Origin of the sequence: Variovorax sp. Root473, assembly GCF_001426505.1 — a bacterium.
Taxonomy (GTDB): Bacteria; Pseudomonadota; Gammaproteobacteria; order Burkholderiales; family Burkholderiaceae_C; genus Variovorax.
Genome location: NZ_LMEV01000002.1, coordinates 247,300 through 264,314, shown reverse-complemented (window position 1 = coordinate 264,314; position 17,015 = coordinate 247,300). Strand labels below are relative to the sequence as shown.

Below are 17,015 nucleotides of genomic sequence, written 5' to 3'. Positions count from 1 at the left end.
TCGCGAAAACCCGTGCTACGGTTCGCATGAAAACATCGACCGCCGCGCAATTGCGTGCAGGACTTGTCACACCCCTCCCTGGATAATTGATTTCATGAACCAACTCGATGCCCTCCGCCAGTGGACCACCGTGGTTGCCGACACCGGCGACTTCAAGCAGCTCAGCATTTCCAAGCCGCAGGACGCGACCACCAACCCGTCGCTGATCCTCAAGGCCGTGCAGAAGCCCGAGTACCGCCCGCTGCTCGACGAGACCGTGAAGAAGCATGCTGGCAAGCCGCTCGACGAGGTCATCGACCGCCTGCTGGTGCGCTTCGGCACCGAAATCCTCTCCATCATCCCGGGCCGCGTCTCGACCGAAGTCGACGCGCGCCTGTCGTTCGACACCGCCGCCACCGTGGCCCGCGGCGAGCGCATCGTGGCCCTGTACAAGGCCGAAGGCATCGACACCGAGAAGCGCCTGCTGATCAAGGTCGCCTCCACCTGGGAGGGCATCGAGGCCGCGCGCCTGCTCGAGCAGAAGGGCATCCGGACCAACCTCACGCTGCTGTTCTCGTTCGCGCAGGCCGTGGCCTGTGGCGCGGCCGGTGTGCAGCTCATCTCGCCCTTCGTGGGCCGCATCTACGACTGGTACAAGAAGTCGGCCGGCGCGAAGTGGGACGAAGCGGCCAGCGCCGGTGCCAACGATCCGGGCGTGAAGTCGGTGCGCGAAATCTTCAACTACTACAAGCAGCAGGGCATCAAGACCGAGGTCATGGGTGCGAGCTTCCGTAACGTGGGGCAGATCAAGGCCCTGGCCGGCTGCGACCTGCTGACCATCAGCCCCGAACTGCTGGCCGAGCTGGCCGCGAGCAACGAGCCGCTCGAACATGCGCTGGACGCCAAGACGGCGGCCACCGGTGACGCGAGGAAGGTGAGCTACGACGAAGCCGGCTTCCGCTTCGCGCTGAACGAAGACGCCATGGCCACCGAGAAGCTCGCCGAAGGCATCCGCGCCTTCGCGGCCGACGCGGTGAAGCTCGAAAAGCTCATGCAGGAAAGCGGCAAGTAAAGATGGCCATGACCCTGCGCTGTGACCGTGCGCCGGCCTGGGCGCAACTGCAGTCCGCCTTCGACACTGCGGGCCGCCAGTTCGACCTTCGCCATGCCTTCGTGGACGACGCGGGGCGCTTCGAGCGCTTCAGCCAGCAGGCGCCGTACCTCTTCGCCGACCTGTCGAAGAACCTGATCGACGCGCGCACCGAGGAACTGCTGCTGGCACTCGCGCGCGAGTGCGGCCTCGAAGCACATCGCGATGCGATGTTTGCGGGCGAGCACATCAACAACACCGAGGACCGCGCCGTGCTGCACACGCTGCTGCGCGCGCCGGCCGATGCGCCTACGGGCCCGAAGACGGCGAACGAGCTGCGCGAAGTGCACACCACGCTCGACGCCATGCTGGCCTATGCCGAGAAGGTGCGCGCCGACCACACGATCACCGACGTGGTCAACATCGGCATCGGCGGTTCCGACCTCGGCCCGCAGATGGCCGTGCTGGCGCTCGCCGAGTTCGTGGCGCCCGGCAAGCGCTTTCACTTCGTCTCGAATGTCGACGGCCACGAACTGGCGGGCGTGCTGAAGGGCCTCTCGCCCGAGCACACACTGTTCCTGGTGGCTTCCAAGACCTTCACCACGGCCGAGACGATGACCAACGCGCTCTCGGCCAAGCGCTGGTACGAGCAATCGGGTGGCACCGACATCGCGGGCCATTTCGCCGCGCTCACCACCAACGTGGAAGCGGCGAAGCAATTCGGCATCGACACCACCTTCGGCTTCTGGGATTGGGTGGGCGGGCGCTACTCGTTGTGGTCGGCCATCGGCCTGCCCATTGCGCTGGCCATCGGCGCCGACGGCTTTCGCCGGTTGCTGGCGGGCGCGCATGCGATGGACGAGCACTTTCGCACCGCGCCACTCGCGCGCAACCTGCCGGTGCGCCTGGGCCTGCTCGACGTCTGGTACCGCAACTTTCACCGCTTCACGAGCCGCAGCATCGCGCCGTACCACAGCGCCCTGAAGCGCGTGCCGGCCTACCTGCAGCAGCTGGAGATGGAAAGCAACGGCAAGCAGGTCGATGCGGGCGGCCAGCCCGTGGCCTTCGGCACCTCGCCCGTGCTCTGGGGAGAGCCCGGCACCAACGGCCAGCACGCGTACTTCCAGATGCTGCACCAGGGCACGGACGTGATCCCGCTCGAGTTCATGGCGGTGCGCGACGCCTCGCACGACCTTGACGGCCACCACCCGAAGCTGCTCGCCAACGCGCTCGCACAGGCACAGGCGCTGATGGTCGGCAAGCTCGACGAAGGCGGCCACAAGAACTTCCCGGGCAACCGGCCGAGCACGTTCTTCGTGTTCGAGAAGCTCACGCCCGAAGCGCTCGGCGCCTTCCTCGCGATGTACGAGCACCGTGTGTTCACCAGCGGCGCGCTGTGGGGCATCAACAGCTTCGACCAGTGGGGCGTGGAGCTGGGCAAGGTGCTGGCGCGCGACATCGAACCGCGCCTGGCCTCGGGCGATGTCGCGGGGCTCGACGCCTCGACGGCCGGCCTGCTGAAGCGGCTGGGCGCCTGACGGCACACGTCACTGCAAGGCTTGCGAGCCTTGGCCAAAGGCTCTATTCACTAGGCCTTTAGGCCATTGGTTTGCAGCGTGCTGGCCGGTTTGGCCGAGTTTGTCGTTGCACAACGCGCCGATATGATGGCCCCGGGGAAATTTCCCTGGGATTCATCAAGAGGAGCGAGTCAATGGACTTTCAAACAGCGGTCAAGACGTGCATCGCCAAGTACACCGATTTCACCGGTCGTGCATCGCGTTCGGAATTCTGGTGGTTTTTTCTGGCCCAGTTCGGGGTGCTCATCATCACCGGCCTGATCCATGAATACGTGTACGTCATCGCAGCGCTGGGCCTGCTTCTGCCCGCACTCGCCGTGGGCGCGCGCCGCCTGCACGACATCGGCAAGAGCGGGTGGTTCTTGCTGCTGTCGATCATCCCGCTGATCAATCTCGTGCTGATCTATTTCTTCGTTCAGCCCTCGCAGCCGGAGAGCAATGCTTTCGGCGAGCCGCCGAGCGCCTGAACTTTCCCCTGAAGGGCCGCACACGCGGCCCTTTTCTTTTGCGGGCACGCGACTCAGGCCACCGCCGTTTCGACGAACGCGGGTGCCGCAGGCGCGCCGCTCGCCATCCGCACGCACAGGTCGAAGGCCTGCTGCAGCCCTTCGATCTGCGCCATGCCTTTGCCTGCAATGTCGAAGGCGCTGCCGCTGGCCGATGTGGCGACCGGCACCGGCAGCCCGCCGTGCAGGGTCACGCCCTGTTCGAATCCCATGAGCTTCATCGCGATCTGGCCCTGGTCGTGGTACATCGACACGACGGCATCGACATCGCCGCGCCTTGCGCCGATGAATACGGTGTCCGGTGAGAAAGGGCCACGCGCGTCGTAGCCTTCGGCGCGCAGCTGTTCGATGGCGGGCGCGATGATCTCGATCTCCTCCATGCCGATCGAGCCGCCGTCGCCCGCGTGCGGGTTGAGGCCGGTCACGGCGATGCGCGGGCGCGCCACACCCGCGCGGCGCAGTGCCGACGCGATGATCTTCACGGCGTCGCCCACGCCCTGCATGGTGATGTGGCTTGCCACGTCTTTCAGCGGAATGTGCGAGGTCACGCGCGAGGTCCACAGCGAGCCGGTGAGGTTGAACTCGCAGACGAAGCCCGCGACGGCGAAGCGCTCCTGCATGTAGCGCAGCTCGTCCTCGTGCACGAGGCCGCCCAGGCGCAGCGAATGCTTGTTGAGCGGCGCGAAGAGGATCGCGTCGGCCTGGCCGCGTCGCACGGCCAGGGTCGCGTCTTCGAGCGCCTGGAACGAGGCCCGGCCCGAGCGTTCGTTCGACTCGCCGAGCACCGGTTCCTCGCCCGCCATCCAGTCGCGCGTGAAGAGGCTGAGCCGGCCGTCCTCGAAGCGCAGGTCGTCCATCGCCTGCACCTGCAGCGGGGTGAGCTTTACGCCCGCCACGCGTTCGCCTGCAGCCAGCACGACCGGGTCGGCAATCAGCAGCACGCGCGCGGCGTCGAGGTTGCGCTGGCGCGCGAGCAGCTTCACGGCCATCTCGGGACCGACGCCGCTGGGGTCGCCCAGCAGCACGGCGATGCGGGGCTTGGCACAGGTCACGCTCGGGTTTTTCAATGGGGTTGGCATGGTCGGCAAGGAAGGTCAGGGGAAAGAGAAAGAAGGGGGCGATGTCATTCGGCCTTGATGCGCGCGTCGCGCACGAGCTGGCCGTAGTGGTCGAACTCCTGCCGGTTCATCGCCGCGAAGGGCTCGCCGGTCAGCGTGCCGGGCTCGCCGCCCAGGGCCTTGATGCGCGACTGCACGTCCGCCAGGTTCAACGTGCGCGTGAGTTCGGCGCTCAGCCGCTCGACCGCCGGGCGCGGCGTGCCTGCCGTCACGTACAGGCCGTACCAGGTCGACACGTCGGCGCCCTTGACGCCCTGCTCGGCGAGCGTGGGCACGTCGGGCAGCTCGGGCGAGCGCTGCGGTGCGCTCACGGCCAGCGCGCGGAACTTGCCGGCACGGATCTGGCCCATGGCCGAGGAGGTGCTGTCGAACATCATCTCGACCTCGCCCGAGATGATGTCGATGTGCGCCTGCGAGCTGCCCTTGTAGGGCACGTGGATCGAGGTCATGCCCGTGGCCAGGTTGAAGGCTTCGCCGCCCACGTGCTGCGTGCTGCCGATGCCGGACGACGCGTACTTGAAAGCGCCGGGCTTGGCGGCCATGGCGGCGAGCAGGTCCTTCACCGATTTGTACGGCGAGCTGGCCGACACCACCAGCACGTTGGGCATCACGGCCACGAGGCCGATGGGTTGCAGGTCTTTGAGCGGGTCGTACTTGAGCTTGAGGATGTGCGGCGCCACGGCCTGCGCCGTGTTGGTGGCCAGCAGCAGCGTGGCGCCGTCGGCCGGCGCGCGGGCCGTGAGTTCGCCGGCGATGGTGTTCGAGGCGCCGGGGCGGTTCTCCACCGTCACGGGCTGCTTGAGCGCGGGTGCGAACTTGTCGGCCAGCACGCGCGCGAGGATGTCGGTGCCGCCGCCGGGCGAGGCGCCGACCAGGATGCGCAGTGGCTTGTCGGGGTAGGCCGGCTGCGCGCCTGCGCTCAGGCAGGCGGCCAGCGCCAGCAGCGCTGCCGCGCCAGTGCCGCGGGCCAGGGGAAAGAGGGTCATCGCGTCGTCTCCTGCTTGTTGTGGTGCCGAGCCTAAGGAGCTTCATGCGCGCGATCCAATCGAAAAAGACCGAAGCTTCATATACTTTTGTGCATGAAACCCGGCCTCACCGACGCCTCGCTGATGCTCCACGTCCGGCCGCGCCAGCTGCTCCTGCTGGCCCGGCTCGACACGCACCGTCACCTCGGCCGCGCCGCCGAGGCCATGAACATCAGCCAGCCTGCCGCGACCAAGCTGCTGCAGCAACTGGAGGAGTCGCTGGGCGAACAGCTCTTCGAGCGCTCGGCGCGCGGCATGGCGCCGACGCCCTATGGCGAGATCCTCATCCGCTACGCCCGCCGTGTGCTCAGCGACTTCGGCACCGCCCGCGAGGAAATGCTCGCGCTGCGTTCCGGCCTGAGCGGTGCGCTGCGCGTGGGCAGCGTGCCGGGTGCCGTGCCCGAACTGCTGGCGCCGGCGCTGGTCGCGTACCACCAGCGCCATCCACAGGTGGCCGTGTCGGTGGTGGTCGAGACCAGCGACGTGATGCAGGCGCAGCTGGAGCAGGGCGATGTCGACCTCGTGCTGGGTCGCCTCACCGACGGCCACGACGAGGCCAAGTACGCGAGCGTGCCGCTGCTGGGCGAGTCGCAGGTGGTCGTGGTGCGCGCGGCGCATCCGGTGTTCGAGCGCGCGGCCACGGTCACGCTGGCCGAGATGGCGAGCTGGTCGTGGGTGCTGCAGCCGCCGGGGTCGCCGCAGCGCGGGCGCTTCGAGGCCGCGATGCGCGAGGCGGGCATCCAGGCGCGGCTGGACATCATCGAAACGGCATCGCCCATCGCCATCACGGCCCTGCTGGAGAACTCCGACATGGCGGCCGTCATGCCGGCCTCGCAGGCCAACCACTATGGCCGGCTGGGCGTGCTGCGCACCGTGCCGGTCGAGCTGCCGGTGCGCGTGCCGCCGATCTGCCTGATCACCCGCGAGGACCGCGCGTTGTCCCCGGCTGCCGCGCAGTTCCGGCGCCAGCTGCTGGGCGACGGCGGGCATGCCTGAGACTTCCGACGGGTAGTTTCCCATGCTGTATTGCGTTGACTAGGGAATTCACTAGATAACTGGTGCAAGAGCGTACAGATGGTGGCGGGTGAAGTACCAAAGCCGCAAGCGCGTTTCTCCAGAATCCGGGCACGGCGACCACGATCTCGGGGCGTCGCTCACCTCTAGGAGACAACATGAAGCGTTTTCTGAAAGCGGGCCTCGTCCTCGCACTTGCCGGCGCGGGCTTCGCGTCCCAGGCCGCCCCCACCGAACTCGTGATCGCGACCGTCAACAACGGCCACATGATCGAAATGCAGAAGCTGACCCCCTTCTTCGAAAAGGCCAACCCCGACATCAAGCTCAAGTGGGTCACGCTGGAAGAAGGCACGCTGCGCCAGCGCGTGACCACCGACATCGCCACCAAGGGCGGCCAGTTCGACGTGATGACCATCGGCCTGTACGAAGCGCCGATCTGGTCGAAGAAGGGCTGGCTGCAGCCCATCGCCACCGACGCCGCCTATGACGCCGACGACCTGCTGCCCGCCATCCGCGCGGGCCTGTCGCACGAAGGCAAGCTCTACGCCGCGCCGTTTTACGGCGAGAGCTCGATGCTCATGTACCGCAAGGACCTGGCCGACAAGGTCGGCTTCACGATGCCCGAGCAACCGACCTGGGCACAGGTGAAGGAACTGGCCGGCAAGATTCACGATCCGAAGGGCGGCCTGTACGGCATGTGTCTGCGCGGCAAGCCGGGCTGGGGCGACAACATGGCCTTCCTGACCACGCTGGTCAACACCAACGGCGGCCAGTGGTTCGACATGCAGTGGAAGCCGCAGATCGACACCAAGCCCTGGAAGGACGCGATCAATTTCTACGTCGACCTGATGAAGGCCTACGGCCCGCCGGGTGCGTCGGCCAACAGCTTCAACGAGAACCTGGCGCTGTTCAACGAAGGCAAGTGCGGCATGTGGGTCGACGCGACCATCGCGGCCTCGTTCATCAGCGATCCGAAGCAGTCGAAGGTGGCCGACAAGGTGGCCTTCGCACAGGCACCGGTGGCCGTCACGCCCAAGGGCGCGAACTGGCTGTGGACCTGGAACCTGGCCATTCCCGCCAGTTCGACCAAGGGCGCCGCCGCGCAGACCTTCGTGAAATGGGCGACGTCCAAGGAGTACGTCAACCTGGTCGCCAAGGAGCACGGCTGGGGCACGGTGCCCACCGGCACGCGCAAGTCGACCTACGCGAACCCCGAGTTCCAGAAGGTCGCCAAGTTCGCCGCCGCTGAGAAGAAGGCGATCGACAGCGCGAACCTGAGCGACAGCACCTTGCCCAAGTCGCCGTACGTCGGCGTGCAGTACGCGGCCATTCCCGAGTTCCAGGCCATCGGCGTGGCGGTGGGCCAGCAGATGAGCGCGGCGCTGTCGGGCAAGGTCACTGTGGACCAGGCGCTGAAGACCTCCCAGCTCGCTGCAGAACGCGAAATGAAGAAGGCCGGCTACTACAAGTAAGCCGCGCGTCTTCCCCTCTCCCCGCGGGGAGAGGGCCGCAGCCTGAGAGGAACAGACCATGAAAAGACTCCTGCCCCGCGCCCTCATGGCGCCCGCCGTGCTCACGCTCCTCCTGTGGATGATCGTGCCGCTCGTGATGACGTTGTATTTCTCGTTCGTGAACTACAACCTCATGCAGCCCGGCGAGCGCACGTTCGCGGGCCTGGAGAACTTTCACTACTTCGTCACCGACCCCGACTTCTGGCCGGCCACGTGGAACACGCTGCTGCTCATCGGCAGCGTGATCGTCATCACGGTGGTGTTCGGCGTGCTGCTCGCACTGCTCGTGAACGAGCCGTTCCCGGGCCGCGGCATCGTGCGCGTGCTGCTGATTTCACCCTTCTTCGTCATGCCCGCAGTGAACGCGCTGCTGTGGAAGCACATGATGATGAACCCCATCTACGGCATCCTGGCCGACCTGTGGCGCTTCTTCGGCGCACAGCCGGTCGACTGGCTCACCGACGTGCCGCTGTTCTCCGTGATCATCATGGTGGCGTGGCAGTGGCTGCCCTTCGCCTGCCTGATCTTCATCACCTCGCTGCAGTCGCTGGACCGCGAGCAGATGGAAGCCGCGCGCATGGACGGCGCGAGTTCGTTCCAGCGCTTCTTCTATCTCACCATTCCGCACCTGGGCCGTCCGATGGCCGTGGTGATCATGATCGAGATGATCTTCCTGCTCAGCGTGTTCGCCGAGATCGCCATCACCACCAATGGCGGCCCGGGCAACGAGAGCACGAACATGACCTACCTGATCTTCAAGCAGTCGCTCATGAATTTCGACGTGGGCGTGGCGTCGGCAGGTGCGCTGTTCGCGGTGGTGCTGGCCAACATCGTCGCGGTGTTCCTCATTCGCATCATCGGCAAGAACCTGGACTGAAGGAACGACCATGCAACCCAGCAACTTCCTTCCCCAGCTGCTGCGCACCGTCGGTGCGTGGGCCGTGGCGCTGCTCCTGTTCTTCCCGCTCGGCTGGCTGTTCCTCACGGCCTTCAAGACGGAGCTGCAGGCGATCCACGTGCCGCCGCTGTTCATCTTCGAACCCACGCTCGACAACTTCGGCGAGGTGCAGCGCCGCAGCGACTACTTGCTGTACGCGCGCAACTCGCTCATCACCAGCCTGGGCTCGACCATCCTCGGCCTGCTGATCGCGGCGCCCGCCGCGTACTCGATGGCCTTCTTCCGTACGAAGAAGACGCGCGACATCCTCATGTGGATGCTTTCCACCAAGATGATGCCGGCCGTCGGCGCGCTGGTGCCGATCTATGTGCTCGCGCAGACCGCGGGACTGCTGGATTCGCTCACCGCGCTCACCCTCGTGTTCACGCTGTCGAACCTGCCGATCATGGTGTGGATGCTCTACAGCGCCTACAAGGACATTCCGAACGAGATCCTCGAAGCCGCGCGCATGGACGGCGCGAGCCTGTGGACCGAGTTCCGCCATGTCGTGATGCCGCTGTCGGTGGGCGGGCTCGCATCGACCGGCCTGCTGTGCCTGGTGCTGAGCTGGAACGAAGCCTTCTGGGCATTGAACCTCACCTCCGCCAAGGCCGGCACGCTGGCCACGCTCATTGCCTCGTACTCCAGCCCCGAAGGCCTGTTCTGGGCCAAGTTGTCGGCCGCCTCGCTGATGGCCATCGCGCCCATCGTCGTGTTCGGCTGGTTCAGCCAGAAGCAACTGGTGCAGGGCCTGACCTTCGGCGCCGTCAAGTAAAGAAAGGGAGACATCTCATGGCCTACCTCGAACTCAAGAACATCAAGAAGAGCTTTGGTGACGTGAACATCATCAAGGGCGTCGACCTCGACATCCAGAAGGGCGAATTCATCGTCTTCGTCGGGCCTTCGGGCTGCGGCAAGTCGACGCTGCTGCGGCTGATCGCGGGGCTCGAACCGATCACCAGCGGCAACCTGCTGCTCGACGGCAAGGACATCACCTGGACGCCTTCGGGCAAGCGCGACCTGGCGATGGTGTTCCAGAGCTACGCGCTGTATCCGCACATGAGCGTGTACGACAACATGTCCTTCGCGCTCAAGCTCGCGGGCGTGCCGAAGGACGAGATCAAGACCAAGGTCGAGCACGCGGCCAAGACGCTCAACCTCACGCAGTACCTCGACCGCACGCCGAAGGACCTGTCGGGCGGCCAGCGCCAGCGCGTGGCCATCGGCCGCGCGATCGTGCGCGCGCCCAAGGTGTTTCTCTTCGACGAGCCGCTGTCGAACCTGGATGCGGCATTGCGCGGCAACACCCGCGTGGAGATCCACAAGCTGCATCGCGCGCTCGGCGCCACCACCATCTACGTGACGCACGACCAGGTCGAGGCCATGACGTTGGCCGACCGCGTGGTGGTGCTGAAGGACGGGCTCATCGAGCAGGTCGGCACGCCGCTGGAGCTGTACGACCGCCCGGCCAACCAGTTCGTCGCGCAGTTCATCGGCATGCCGTCGATGAACATGGTCGCGGCGAGTGCGATCCCGAGCTTCTCCGCCGCCACGGGCGGGCGCCTGCCGAGCGACGGCTTCCTGGGCGTGCGTCCCGAAGGCCTGCGCGTGCATCCGAAGCAGAGCGCAGCCGCTGGCGTGCCGGGCCGCGTCGAGCTCATCGAGGCACTGGGCGCCGACACGCTGATCCACGTGGACGTGGGCGGTGTGCCGCTGATCGCGCGCCAGAACGAGCGCACGCCGCTGCAGGCCGGCGACGACGTGGCGGTCGAGCTCGACCCGTCCGTGCTGCACCTGTTCAGCCGCGAAGGCCGCGCCGTCGCCGCCTGATCCGACGACCCTCACTTTCAACGGACCTTCCCCGTGACCCTCGCAGCAGCGGGCCTCGTGCCCACCCCACCGGCGCCTTCGGAATTCACGGTGCTTCACCTGGGCCTCGGCTCGTTCCATCGCGCCCACCAGGCCGTCTACCTGCAACGGCTGATCGATGCGGGCGACGCCCGCTGGTCGCTGTCGGGCGCCAACATCCGGCCCGACATGGCCGAGGTCGTCGCAGCGCTGCAAGCGCAAGGCGGTCGCTACACGCTCGAGACGGTGTCGCCGGCCGGCGAATACCGCTACGAACAGATCGAGGCGATCCGCGAAGTGCTCACCTATGAGCCTTTGCTGGCCGCCGTGATCGCGCGCGGCGCCGCGCCGTCCACGCGCATCGTCTCCTTCACCGTGACCGAGGCCGGCTACTACCTCGATACCCAAGGTCATCTCGACCTGTCGTTCGCAGACCTTGCGGCCGACATCGGACGCGCGCGGCGCGGCGAGGCCGGCGAAACGATCTACGGCGCGGTCTGCGCGATCCTGCGGGCACGGCGCGCCGCGCAGGCGGGCCCCGTGACGCTGCTGAACTGCGACAACCTGCGCCACAACGGCGACCGTTTTCGCGCGGGCCTGCTTGAATTCATCGCGTTGGTCGGCGATGCGCCGCTGCAGGCCTGGGTCGACGCCAACACCCGCTGCCCGAACGCGATGGTCGACCGCATCACGCCGCGGCCTCCACCGGAGTTGCGCGCGCGCGTGCAGGCTGCCACAGGCCGCGACGACGGCGCGCCGGTCACGGGCGAGAGCTTCATCCAGTGGGTGATCGAAGACGACTTCGTCGCCGGCCGGCCCGACTGGGGGCGCGTGGGTGTAGAGCTCGTCGAGTCGGTGCAGCCGTACGAAGAGGCCAAGATCCGCATCCTCAACGCCACGCACAGCTGCATCGCCTGGGCCGGCACGCTGGCGGGGCTGGGGTTCATCCACGAAGGCACGCACGACGCCGCCATCCGCCAGATGGCCTTCGACTACGTGACCGACGACGTCATTCCGTGCCTGAGCCCGAGCCCGATCGATCTCGCGGCCTACCGCGACGTGGTACTCGACCGCTTCGGCAACCCGGCCATCCGCGACACCAACCAGCGCGTGGCGGCCGACGGTTTCTCGAAGATCCCGGGCTTCATCGCGCCGACCGTGCGCGAACGGCTCGCGGCCGGGCAGGGCATCGACAGCGTGGCGATGCTGCCCGCGCTGTTCCTGGCCTTCCTGCAGCGCTGGCACCGGGGCGCGCTGCCCTATGCCTACCAGGACCAGGGCATGGACGAGGCGGTGGCGCACGCGATCTGCGATGCAGCCGATCCGGTCGCGGCGCTGTGCGCCGACACAGCCCTGTGGGGCAACCTTGCTGGCGACGCGCGGTTGATCGACGCGGTTCGCCGTGCCGGCGAGCGCGTGGCGCGCTTCATCGAAGAGAAGGCCGCGCCGTGAGCGGCCGGCTGCAGGACCGCCATGTGCTGCTGACCGGGGCCGCTGGCGGCATCGGCCTGGCCGTGGCCGAGGCCTGCATCGCCGAGGGCGCGCGCTGCAGCGTGATCGACCGCGCGAGCGCCGCGCCCGAGGCCGTGCGCGCGCTGCAGCAAGCCCACCCCGACACGCTCGCCTACATCGCGGCCGACGTGACCGACATGCAGGCCATCGCGCACATGCTGGCCGAGGCGCAGGTCGCCTTCGGCCCTGTCCACACACTGTTCAACAACGCCGCCGTGTTCGACCTCGCACCGCTGCTCGACAGCGACGAGGCCTCGTTCGACAAACTCTTCGCGGTCAACGTGAAGGGCATGTTCTTCGTGATGCAGGCCGTGCTGCGCCACATGGTCGGGGCCGGCACGCCGGGCGCGTCGGTCATCAACATGGCCTCGCAGGCCGGGCGCCGCGGCGAGGCGCTGGTGTCGCACTACTGCGCGACCAAGGCAGCCGTCATCAGCTACACGCAGAGCGCCGCGCTGGCCATGGCGCCGCACGGCATCCGCGTCAACGGCATCGCCCCCGGTGTGGTCGACACGCCGATGTGGGACCATGTCGACAGCCTGTTCGCCAAGGCCGAGGGGCTGGCGCCGGGCGAGAAGAAGCGGCGCGTCGGCCTCGCCGTGCCGCTCGGGCGCATGGGCGTGCCGGGCGACATTGCCGGGGCGGCGGTGTTTCTCGCCAGCGACGATGCGCGCTACATCACGGCGCAGACCCTCAATGTCGACGGCGGCAATGTCATGAGCTGAAACCCACCTTCCTTCCGCATTTCTGCATGAACGACCACTTCCACCTGTACCTCGACAGCGCCGACCTGGCCGAGCTGCAGGCCTGCCTGCCGCACCCGGTGGTGCACGGCGTGACGACCAACCCGACGCTGCTGCAACGCGCCGGCCTGAGCCGCGCGGCCGTGCCGGGGCTGCTCAAGCGCTGCATCGAGCTCGGCGCGCGCCAGGTGCAGGCGCAGGTCTATTCGAGCGACGTCGACGGCATGCTCGAAGACGCGCACGCGCTGCTGCCGCAGTTCGACCCCGGCCAGCTCGTCATCAAGATTCCCGCCACGCGCCAGGGCCTGGACGCCGGCGCGCGGCTTATCGCCCAGGGCGTGCCCGTCACCTGGACCGCCGTGTACGCGCCCGAACAGGCGCACTTCGCCGCGCAGCTGGGCGCGGCCTATGCCGCGCCGTACCTCGGCCGGCTCGAAGACGCTGGCATCGATGGGCTCGCGCTCATCGCGCAGATGCAGTCGCTGGTGGTACAGCGTCCTGCGTCGGGCACGCGCCTGCTGGTGGCGAGCATCCGTTCGCGCGCGGCGTACCTGTCGCTGCTGGGGCTGGGCGTGGGCGCCATCACGATCCCGCCGCGCCTGTTTGCCGAGCTGCTCGACCATCCCGCCACCCTGGCCGCCGAAGCGGGTTTCCTGGCCGACGCCCGCGCCTTGCCCTGACAGAAGAAGAAAATCCAAGCACCATGCGCATTGCACTTACGGGCGAGGCCCTGATCGATTTCACCGCCGGCGAAGGCGGCTCGCTGGCGTTCCTCGGCCATGAAGGCGGCTCGCCGCTGAACACGGCCGTGGCCTGTGCGCGGCTCGGGCAGCCGACCGGCTTTCTCACGCAGCTTTCGACCGACCTGTTCGGCGAACGGCTCATGGCCTTTCTCGAGCGCAACGGCGTCGACACCCGGCTCATCCTGCGCAGCGACGCGCCGTCGACGCTGGCCTTTGTCGAGCGCACGCCGCAGACCAACCGCTACGCCTTCTACACGCGCGGCAGCGCCGACGCGACCTGGGCGCCCGAGCCGCTGCCGCAGCTGCCGGCGGAATGCCGCTTCCTGCACTTCGGCTCGATCTCGCTGCTGCAGGAGCCGGCGTCGTCGCGCATCGCCGACCTCGTGGCGGCCCACACGGGGCGCTGCGTGATCGTGTTCGACCCCAACGTGCGGCCCAGCCTGATTCCCGACATGGCGGCCTACCGCGCCCGCGTCACCGGGTGGTTCGCCATGGCCGACCTGGTCAAGCTCAGTGACGAGGATGCCCAGTTGCTCGCACCCGGACGGCCCATCGATGCGCTCGCGGCCGAGTGCCTCACGGCCGGCGCGCGCGCCGTCGTCGTCACGCGCGGCGGTGCCGGTGCCACGCTGTGGCGCACCGGTAGCGCACCGCTCACCGTGGCGGCGCCGCGCGTCGAGGTGGTCGACACCATCGGCGCGGGCGACACCTTCACCGCCGGGCTGTCGGTGGCGCTGCTGGCGCATGGCGTCGAGCATCCGGCGCAGCTGGTCGAGCTCGGCGACGACCACTGGCGCGCCGTGATGCGTTTCGCCGCCACAGCCGCGGCCCTGAACTGCACCCGCGAGGGCGCCGATCCACCGACGCTGGAAGCCGTTCGCACGGCGCTTTCGCAGGAAGACAACGAGGCCGTCGCTTCCCGGCCCTGATCGATCCGTGCTGCCATGACAACGACCACCCGCAAACGCGCGATTCCTCGTCAACGCCAACCCGAGCTGGAGCGCGACTTCGCACGCTCCCCGTCGCTGGGCTACGAGGCCCCGGAAGAAACCGGCCTGGTGCGCTGTCTCGCGCACGGCTTTCCGAGCCCGCTGGTGCGATGGCACTTCCATGAAGACTACGAGCTGCACCTGATCACCGAGACCTCGGGCAAGGCCTTCATCGGCGACTGGATCGGGCCGTTCCAGCCGGGGCATCTCGTGCTGTGCGGGCCGCGCCTGCCGCACAACTGGATCTCGCTGGACGTGCCCGAAGAAGGCGCTGCAGGGCGCGACCGCGTGATCCAGTTCCGCCACGAACCCATCGAGCGCGCGGCCGCCGAGATTCCGGAGCTGCGCGACGTGATGCCGCTGCTCGACCGCGCGCGCCACGGCATCGAGTTCTTCGGCATGTCGGCGCAGGCGCTGGCGCACTGGGACGCCATCAAGGCGGCGCGCGGCGTGCGCCGCCTGGGCCTGTTCTGCGAGTTCATGGCCGACCTGGCCCAGTGCACCGACTACCGGCTGCTGTCGAGCGTGCAGATGCAGGGCGTGCAGGGCAGCGACGGCGATGCGCAGGTCGACCAGATCAACGACATCGTGAACCGCATCACCAACCACATGACCGACGCGATCTCGATGTCGGACGTGGCCGCCGAGCTGGGCATGAGCGAGAGCCGCTTCAGCCGCTTCTTCCGCCGCTCGACGGGCAACAGCTTCACCGACTTCGTGAACCGCGTGCGCATCAACAGCGCCTGCCACCTGCTCATGCAGACCGACCACTACGTGACCGACATCTGCTACCAAGTGGGCTTCAACAACGTGGCGAACTTCAACCGGCGCTTTCTCGAAATCAAGGGCATGACGCCGAGCGAGTTCAGGCGCCAGGCCGACACGCGCTTCGGCTGATTCCGCAACCCGCACGTCTGTGTGCGGGACCTCATCAGGGAGACGATCTTGTATCTGGGACTCGACCTCGGCACGTCCGAGCTCAAGGCGCTGCTGCTCGCGGACGATCACCGCATCGTCGGCGTCGCGCGCGCGCCGCTCACGGTCGACCGGCCGCAACCGCTGTGGTCCGAACAGGCGCCCGCCCAGTGGTGGCAGGCCCTGGAAGCGGTCATGGCCGGGCTGCGCGCGGCGCATGCCGAGGCGCTGTCGCAGGTGCGCGCCATCGGCCTGTCGGGCCAGATGCATGGCGCCACGTTGCTCGACGCGGCAGGCCAGGTGCTGCGACCGGCCATTCTCTGGAACGACGGCCGCAGCGGTGCGCAGTGCGAGGCGCTCACGCGCGCCGTGCCGCGCCTGGGCGAGATCGCCGGCAACCTCGCGATGCCCGGCTTCACCGCGCCCAAGCTGCTGTGGGTGCGCGAGCACGAGCCCGAGGTCTTTGCCCGCGTGGCGCGCGTGCTGCTGCCCAAGGACTGGCTGCGCTTCATGCTCAGCGGCGAGGCGGTCAGCGAGATGTCCGATGCCGCCGGCACGCTCTGGCTCGACGTGGGCGCGCGCGACTGGTCCGACGAGTTGCTTGCCGCGACGGGGCTCACGCGCGATCACATGCCGCGGCTTGTCGAGGGCAGCGAAGTTTCTGCGCAACTGAAATCCGAGCTGGCCGCGCGCTGGGGCTTGCGCGACGGCGTGCGCATCGCGGGCGGCGCCGGCGACAACGCCGCCAGCGCGGTCGGCATGGGGCTCGTCGAGCCGGGGCAGGGCTTTGTCTCGCTCGGCACCTCGGGCGTGGTGTTCGTCTCGACCGACCGCTTTTTGCCGAACCCCGCGCAGGCGATGCATGCCTTCTGCCACGCGCTGCCCCAGCGCTGGCACCAGATGTCGGTGATGCTCTCGGCTGCGAGCGCGGTGAGCTGGGCGGCCAAGACCTTCAAGTTCGCGGACGAGGCTGCGTTGCTCGAAGCGGCGGCGTCGGTGGCGCTGGAAGACCGGGCACGTTGCCCGCTGTTCCTGCCGTACCTCTCGGGCGAACGCTCGCCGCACAACAATCCGAACGCGCAGGGCGTGCTCTTCGGCCTGACGCACGCACACGGCCCCGCACAGATCGCCTATGCCGTGGTCGAGGGCGTGAGCTTCGGCCTGCGCGACGGCTTCGACACGCTGCGCCTGCCGGCGGACATGCCGCTGCGCGAAGTCGCACTCGTGGGTGGGGGCGCGCGCAGTATCTGGTGGGGGCAGTTGCTGGCCGATATCTTCCAGGTGCCGCTCACCCTCTATGCAGGCAGCGAAACGGGTGGGGCGCTCGGTGCGGCGCGCCTGGCATGGCTGGCCGATGGCGGCGCGGTCGCCGAGGTGTGCACGTTGCCGCCGGTGAAGCAGACGCTGAAGCCGTCATCCGAAGGGGCCGGTGGGCACAAGACACGGCAGGCGCGATTCCAGGTGCTCTACATGGCGCTGCGCGACCAGTTCCGCTGAACCTTCCGCAC

General features: G+C 67.9%; 16 protein-coding genes. 14 read left to right on the top strand and 2 right to left on the bottom strand.

Annotated elements, in window-relative coordinates; all coding sequences use genetic code 11:
* Nucleotides 1–94: 94 nt before the first annotated feature.
* The 3 genes from tal (at nt 95) to ASD34_RS03920 (ending at nt 3,113) form a co-directional block, all read left to right on the top strand.
* On the top strand, nt 95–1,051 hold the full coding sequence (gene tal, locus ASD34_RS03930; RefSeq protein WP_056572963.1) for a transaldolase: 957 nt from the start codon (nt 95–97) through the stop codon (nt 1,049–1,051).
* Nucleotides 1,052–1,053: 2 nt separating this feature from the next.
* Nucleotides 1,054–2,607 (top strand): glucose-6-phosphate isomerase, encoded by a 1,554-nt coding sequence (gene pgi, locus ASD34_RS03925; RefSeq protein ID WP_056572961.1) that lies wholly within the window; start codon nt 1,054–1,056, stop codon nt 2,605–2,607.
* Nucleotides 2,608–2,780: 173 nt separating this feature from the next.
* The gene (locus ASD34_RS03920; RefSeq protein WP_056572958.1) at nt 2,781–3,113 is read left to right on the top strand and encodes a DUF805 domain-containing protein; all 333 of its coding nucleotides are present in this window, start codon (nt 2,781–2,783) and stop codon (nt 3,111–3,113) included.
* Nucleotides 3,114–3,166: 53 nt separating this feature from the next.
* Here ASD34_RS03920 and ASD34_RS03915 read toward each other — a convergent pair whose 3' ends face one another.
* Nucleotides 3,167–4,231 carry a 4-hydroxythreonine-4-phosphate dehydrogenase PdxA gene (locus ASD34_RS03915; protein WP_056573265.1) on the bottom strand — a complete coding sequence of 355 codons (1,065 nt, stop codon included), beginning with the start codon at nt 4,229–4,231 and terminating at the stop codon, nt 3,167–3,169.
* 44 nt (nt 4,232–4,275) lie between these two features.
* A complete protein-coding gene (locus ASD34_RS03910; protein WP_056572955.1) occupies nt 4,276–5,256 on the bottom strand; it encodes a Bug family tripartite tricarboxylate transporter substrate binding protein in 981 nt (326 codons plus the stop codon).
* A 93-nt stretch (nt 5,257–5,349) separates the two neighbouring features.
* On the opposite strand from ASD34_RS03910, the gene ASD34_RS03905 reads away from it, so the two are divergent.
* The 11 genes from ASD34_RS03905 (at nt 5,350) to xylB (ending at nt 17,004) form a co-directional block, all read left to right on the top strand.
* Nucleotides 5,350–6,291, top strand: coding sequence for a LysR family transcriptional regulator (locus ASD34_RS03905; protein ID WP_200937516.1), 942 nt, complete (start codon nt 5,350–5,352; stop codon nt 6,289–6,291).
* A gap of 176 nt (nt 6,292–6,467) precedes the next feature.
* Complete coding sequence (locus ASD34_RS03900; RefSeq protein WP_056572951.1) at nt 6,468–7,781, top strand: ABC transporter substrate-binding protein; 1,314 nt, start codon at nt 6,468–6,470, stop codon at nt 7,779–7,781.
* Nucleotides 7,782–7,839: 58 nt separating this feature from the next.
* Nucleotides 7,840–8,697 carry a carbohydrate ABC transporter permease gene (locus tag ASD34_RS03895; RefSeq protein WP_056572948.1) on the top strand — a complete coding sequence of 286 codons (858 nt, stop codon included), beginning with the start codon at nt 7,840–7,842 and terminating at the stop codon, nt 8,695–8,697.
* A 10-nt stretch (nt 8,698–8,707) separates the two neighbouring features.
* Nucleotides 8,708–9,532, top strand: a complete 825-nt coding sequence (locus ASD34_RS03890) for a carbohydrate ABC transporter permease (protein WP_056572946.1) — start codon at nt 8,708–8,710, stop codon at nt 9,530–9,532.
* 17 nt (nt 9,533–9,549) lie between these two features.
* On the top strand, nt 9,550–10,587 hold the full coding sequence (locus tag ASD34_RS03885; protein WP_056572943.1) for an ABC transporter ATP-binding protein: 1,038 nt from the start codon (nt 9,550–9,552) through the stop codon (nt 10,585–10,587).
* A 90-nt stretch (nt 10,588–10,677) separates the two neighbouring features.
* Entirely contained in the window at nt 10,678–12,057 is a 1,380-nt protein-coding gene (gene dalD / locus ASD34_RS03880) for a D-arabinitol 4-dehydrogenase (protein WP_056573260.1), read from the top strand.
* Nucleotides 12,054–12,842: an L-iditol 2-dehydrogenase gene (locus tag ASD34_RS03875; protein ID WP_056572940.1), complete on the top strand. Its 789-nt coding sequence runs from the start codon at nt 12,054–12,056 to the stop codon at nt 12,840–12,842. The genes dalD and ASD34_RS03875 overlap by 4 nt, the downstream gene beginning before the upstream one ends.
* A 26-nt stretch (nt 12,843–12,868) precedes the next feature.
* The gene (locus ASD34_RS03870) at nt 12,869–13,540 is read left to right on the top strand and encodes a transaldolase family protein (RefSeq protein WP_056572939.1); all 672 of its coding nucleotides are present in this window, start codon (nt 12,869–12,871) and stop codon (nt 13,538–13,540) included.
* A 23-nt stretch (nt 13,541–13,563) separates the two neighbouring features.
* Entirely contained in the window at nt 13,564–14,532 is a 969-nt protein-coding gene (locus tag ASD34_RS03865; protein WP_056572936.1) for a carbohydrate kinase family protein, read from the top strand.
* Between the two features lie 15 nt (nt 14,533–14,547).
* Nucleotides 14,548–15,489, top strand: a complete 942-nt coding sequence (locus ASD34_RS03860; protein WP_056572933.1) for an AraC family transcriptional regulator — start codon at nt 14,548–14,550, stop codon at nt 15,487–15,489.
* Nucleotides 15,490–15,537: 48 nt separating this feature from the next.
* On the top strand, nt 15,538–17,004 hold the full coding sequence (gene xylB / locus ASD34_RS03855; RefSeq protein ID WP_056572929.1) for a xylulokinase: 1,467 nt from the start codon (nt 15,538–15,540) through the stop codon (nt 17,002–17,004).
* The last annotated feature ends 11 nt before the right edge of the window (nt 17,005–17,015 follow it).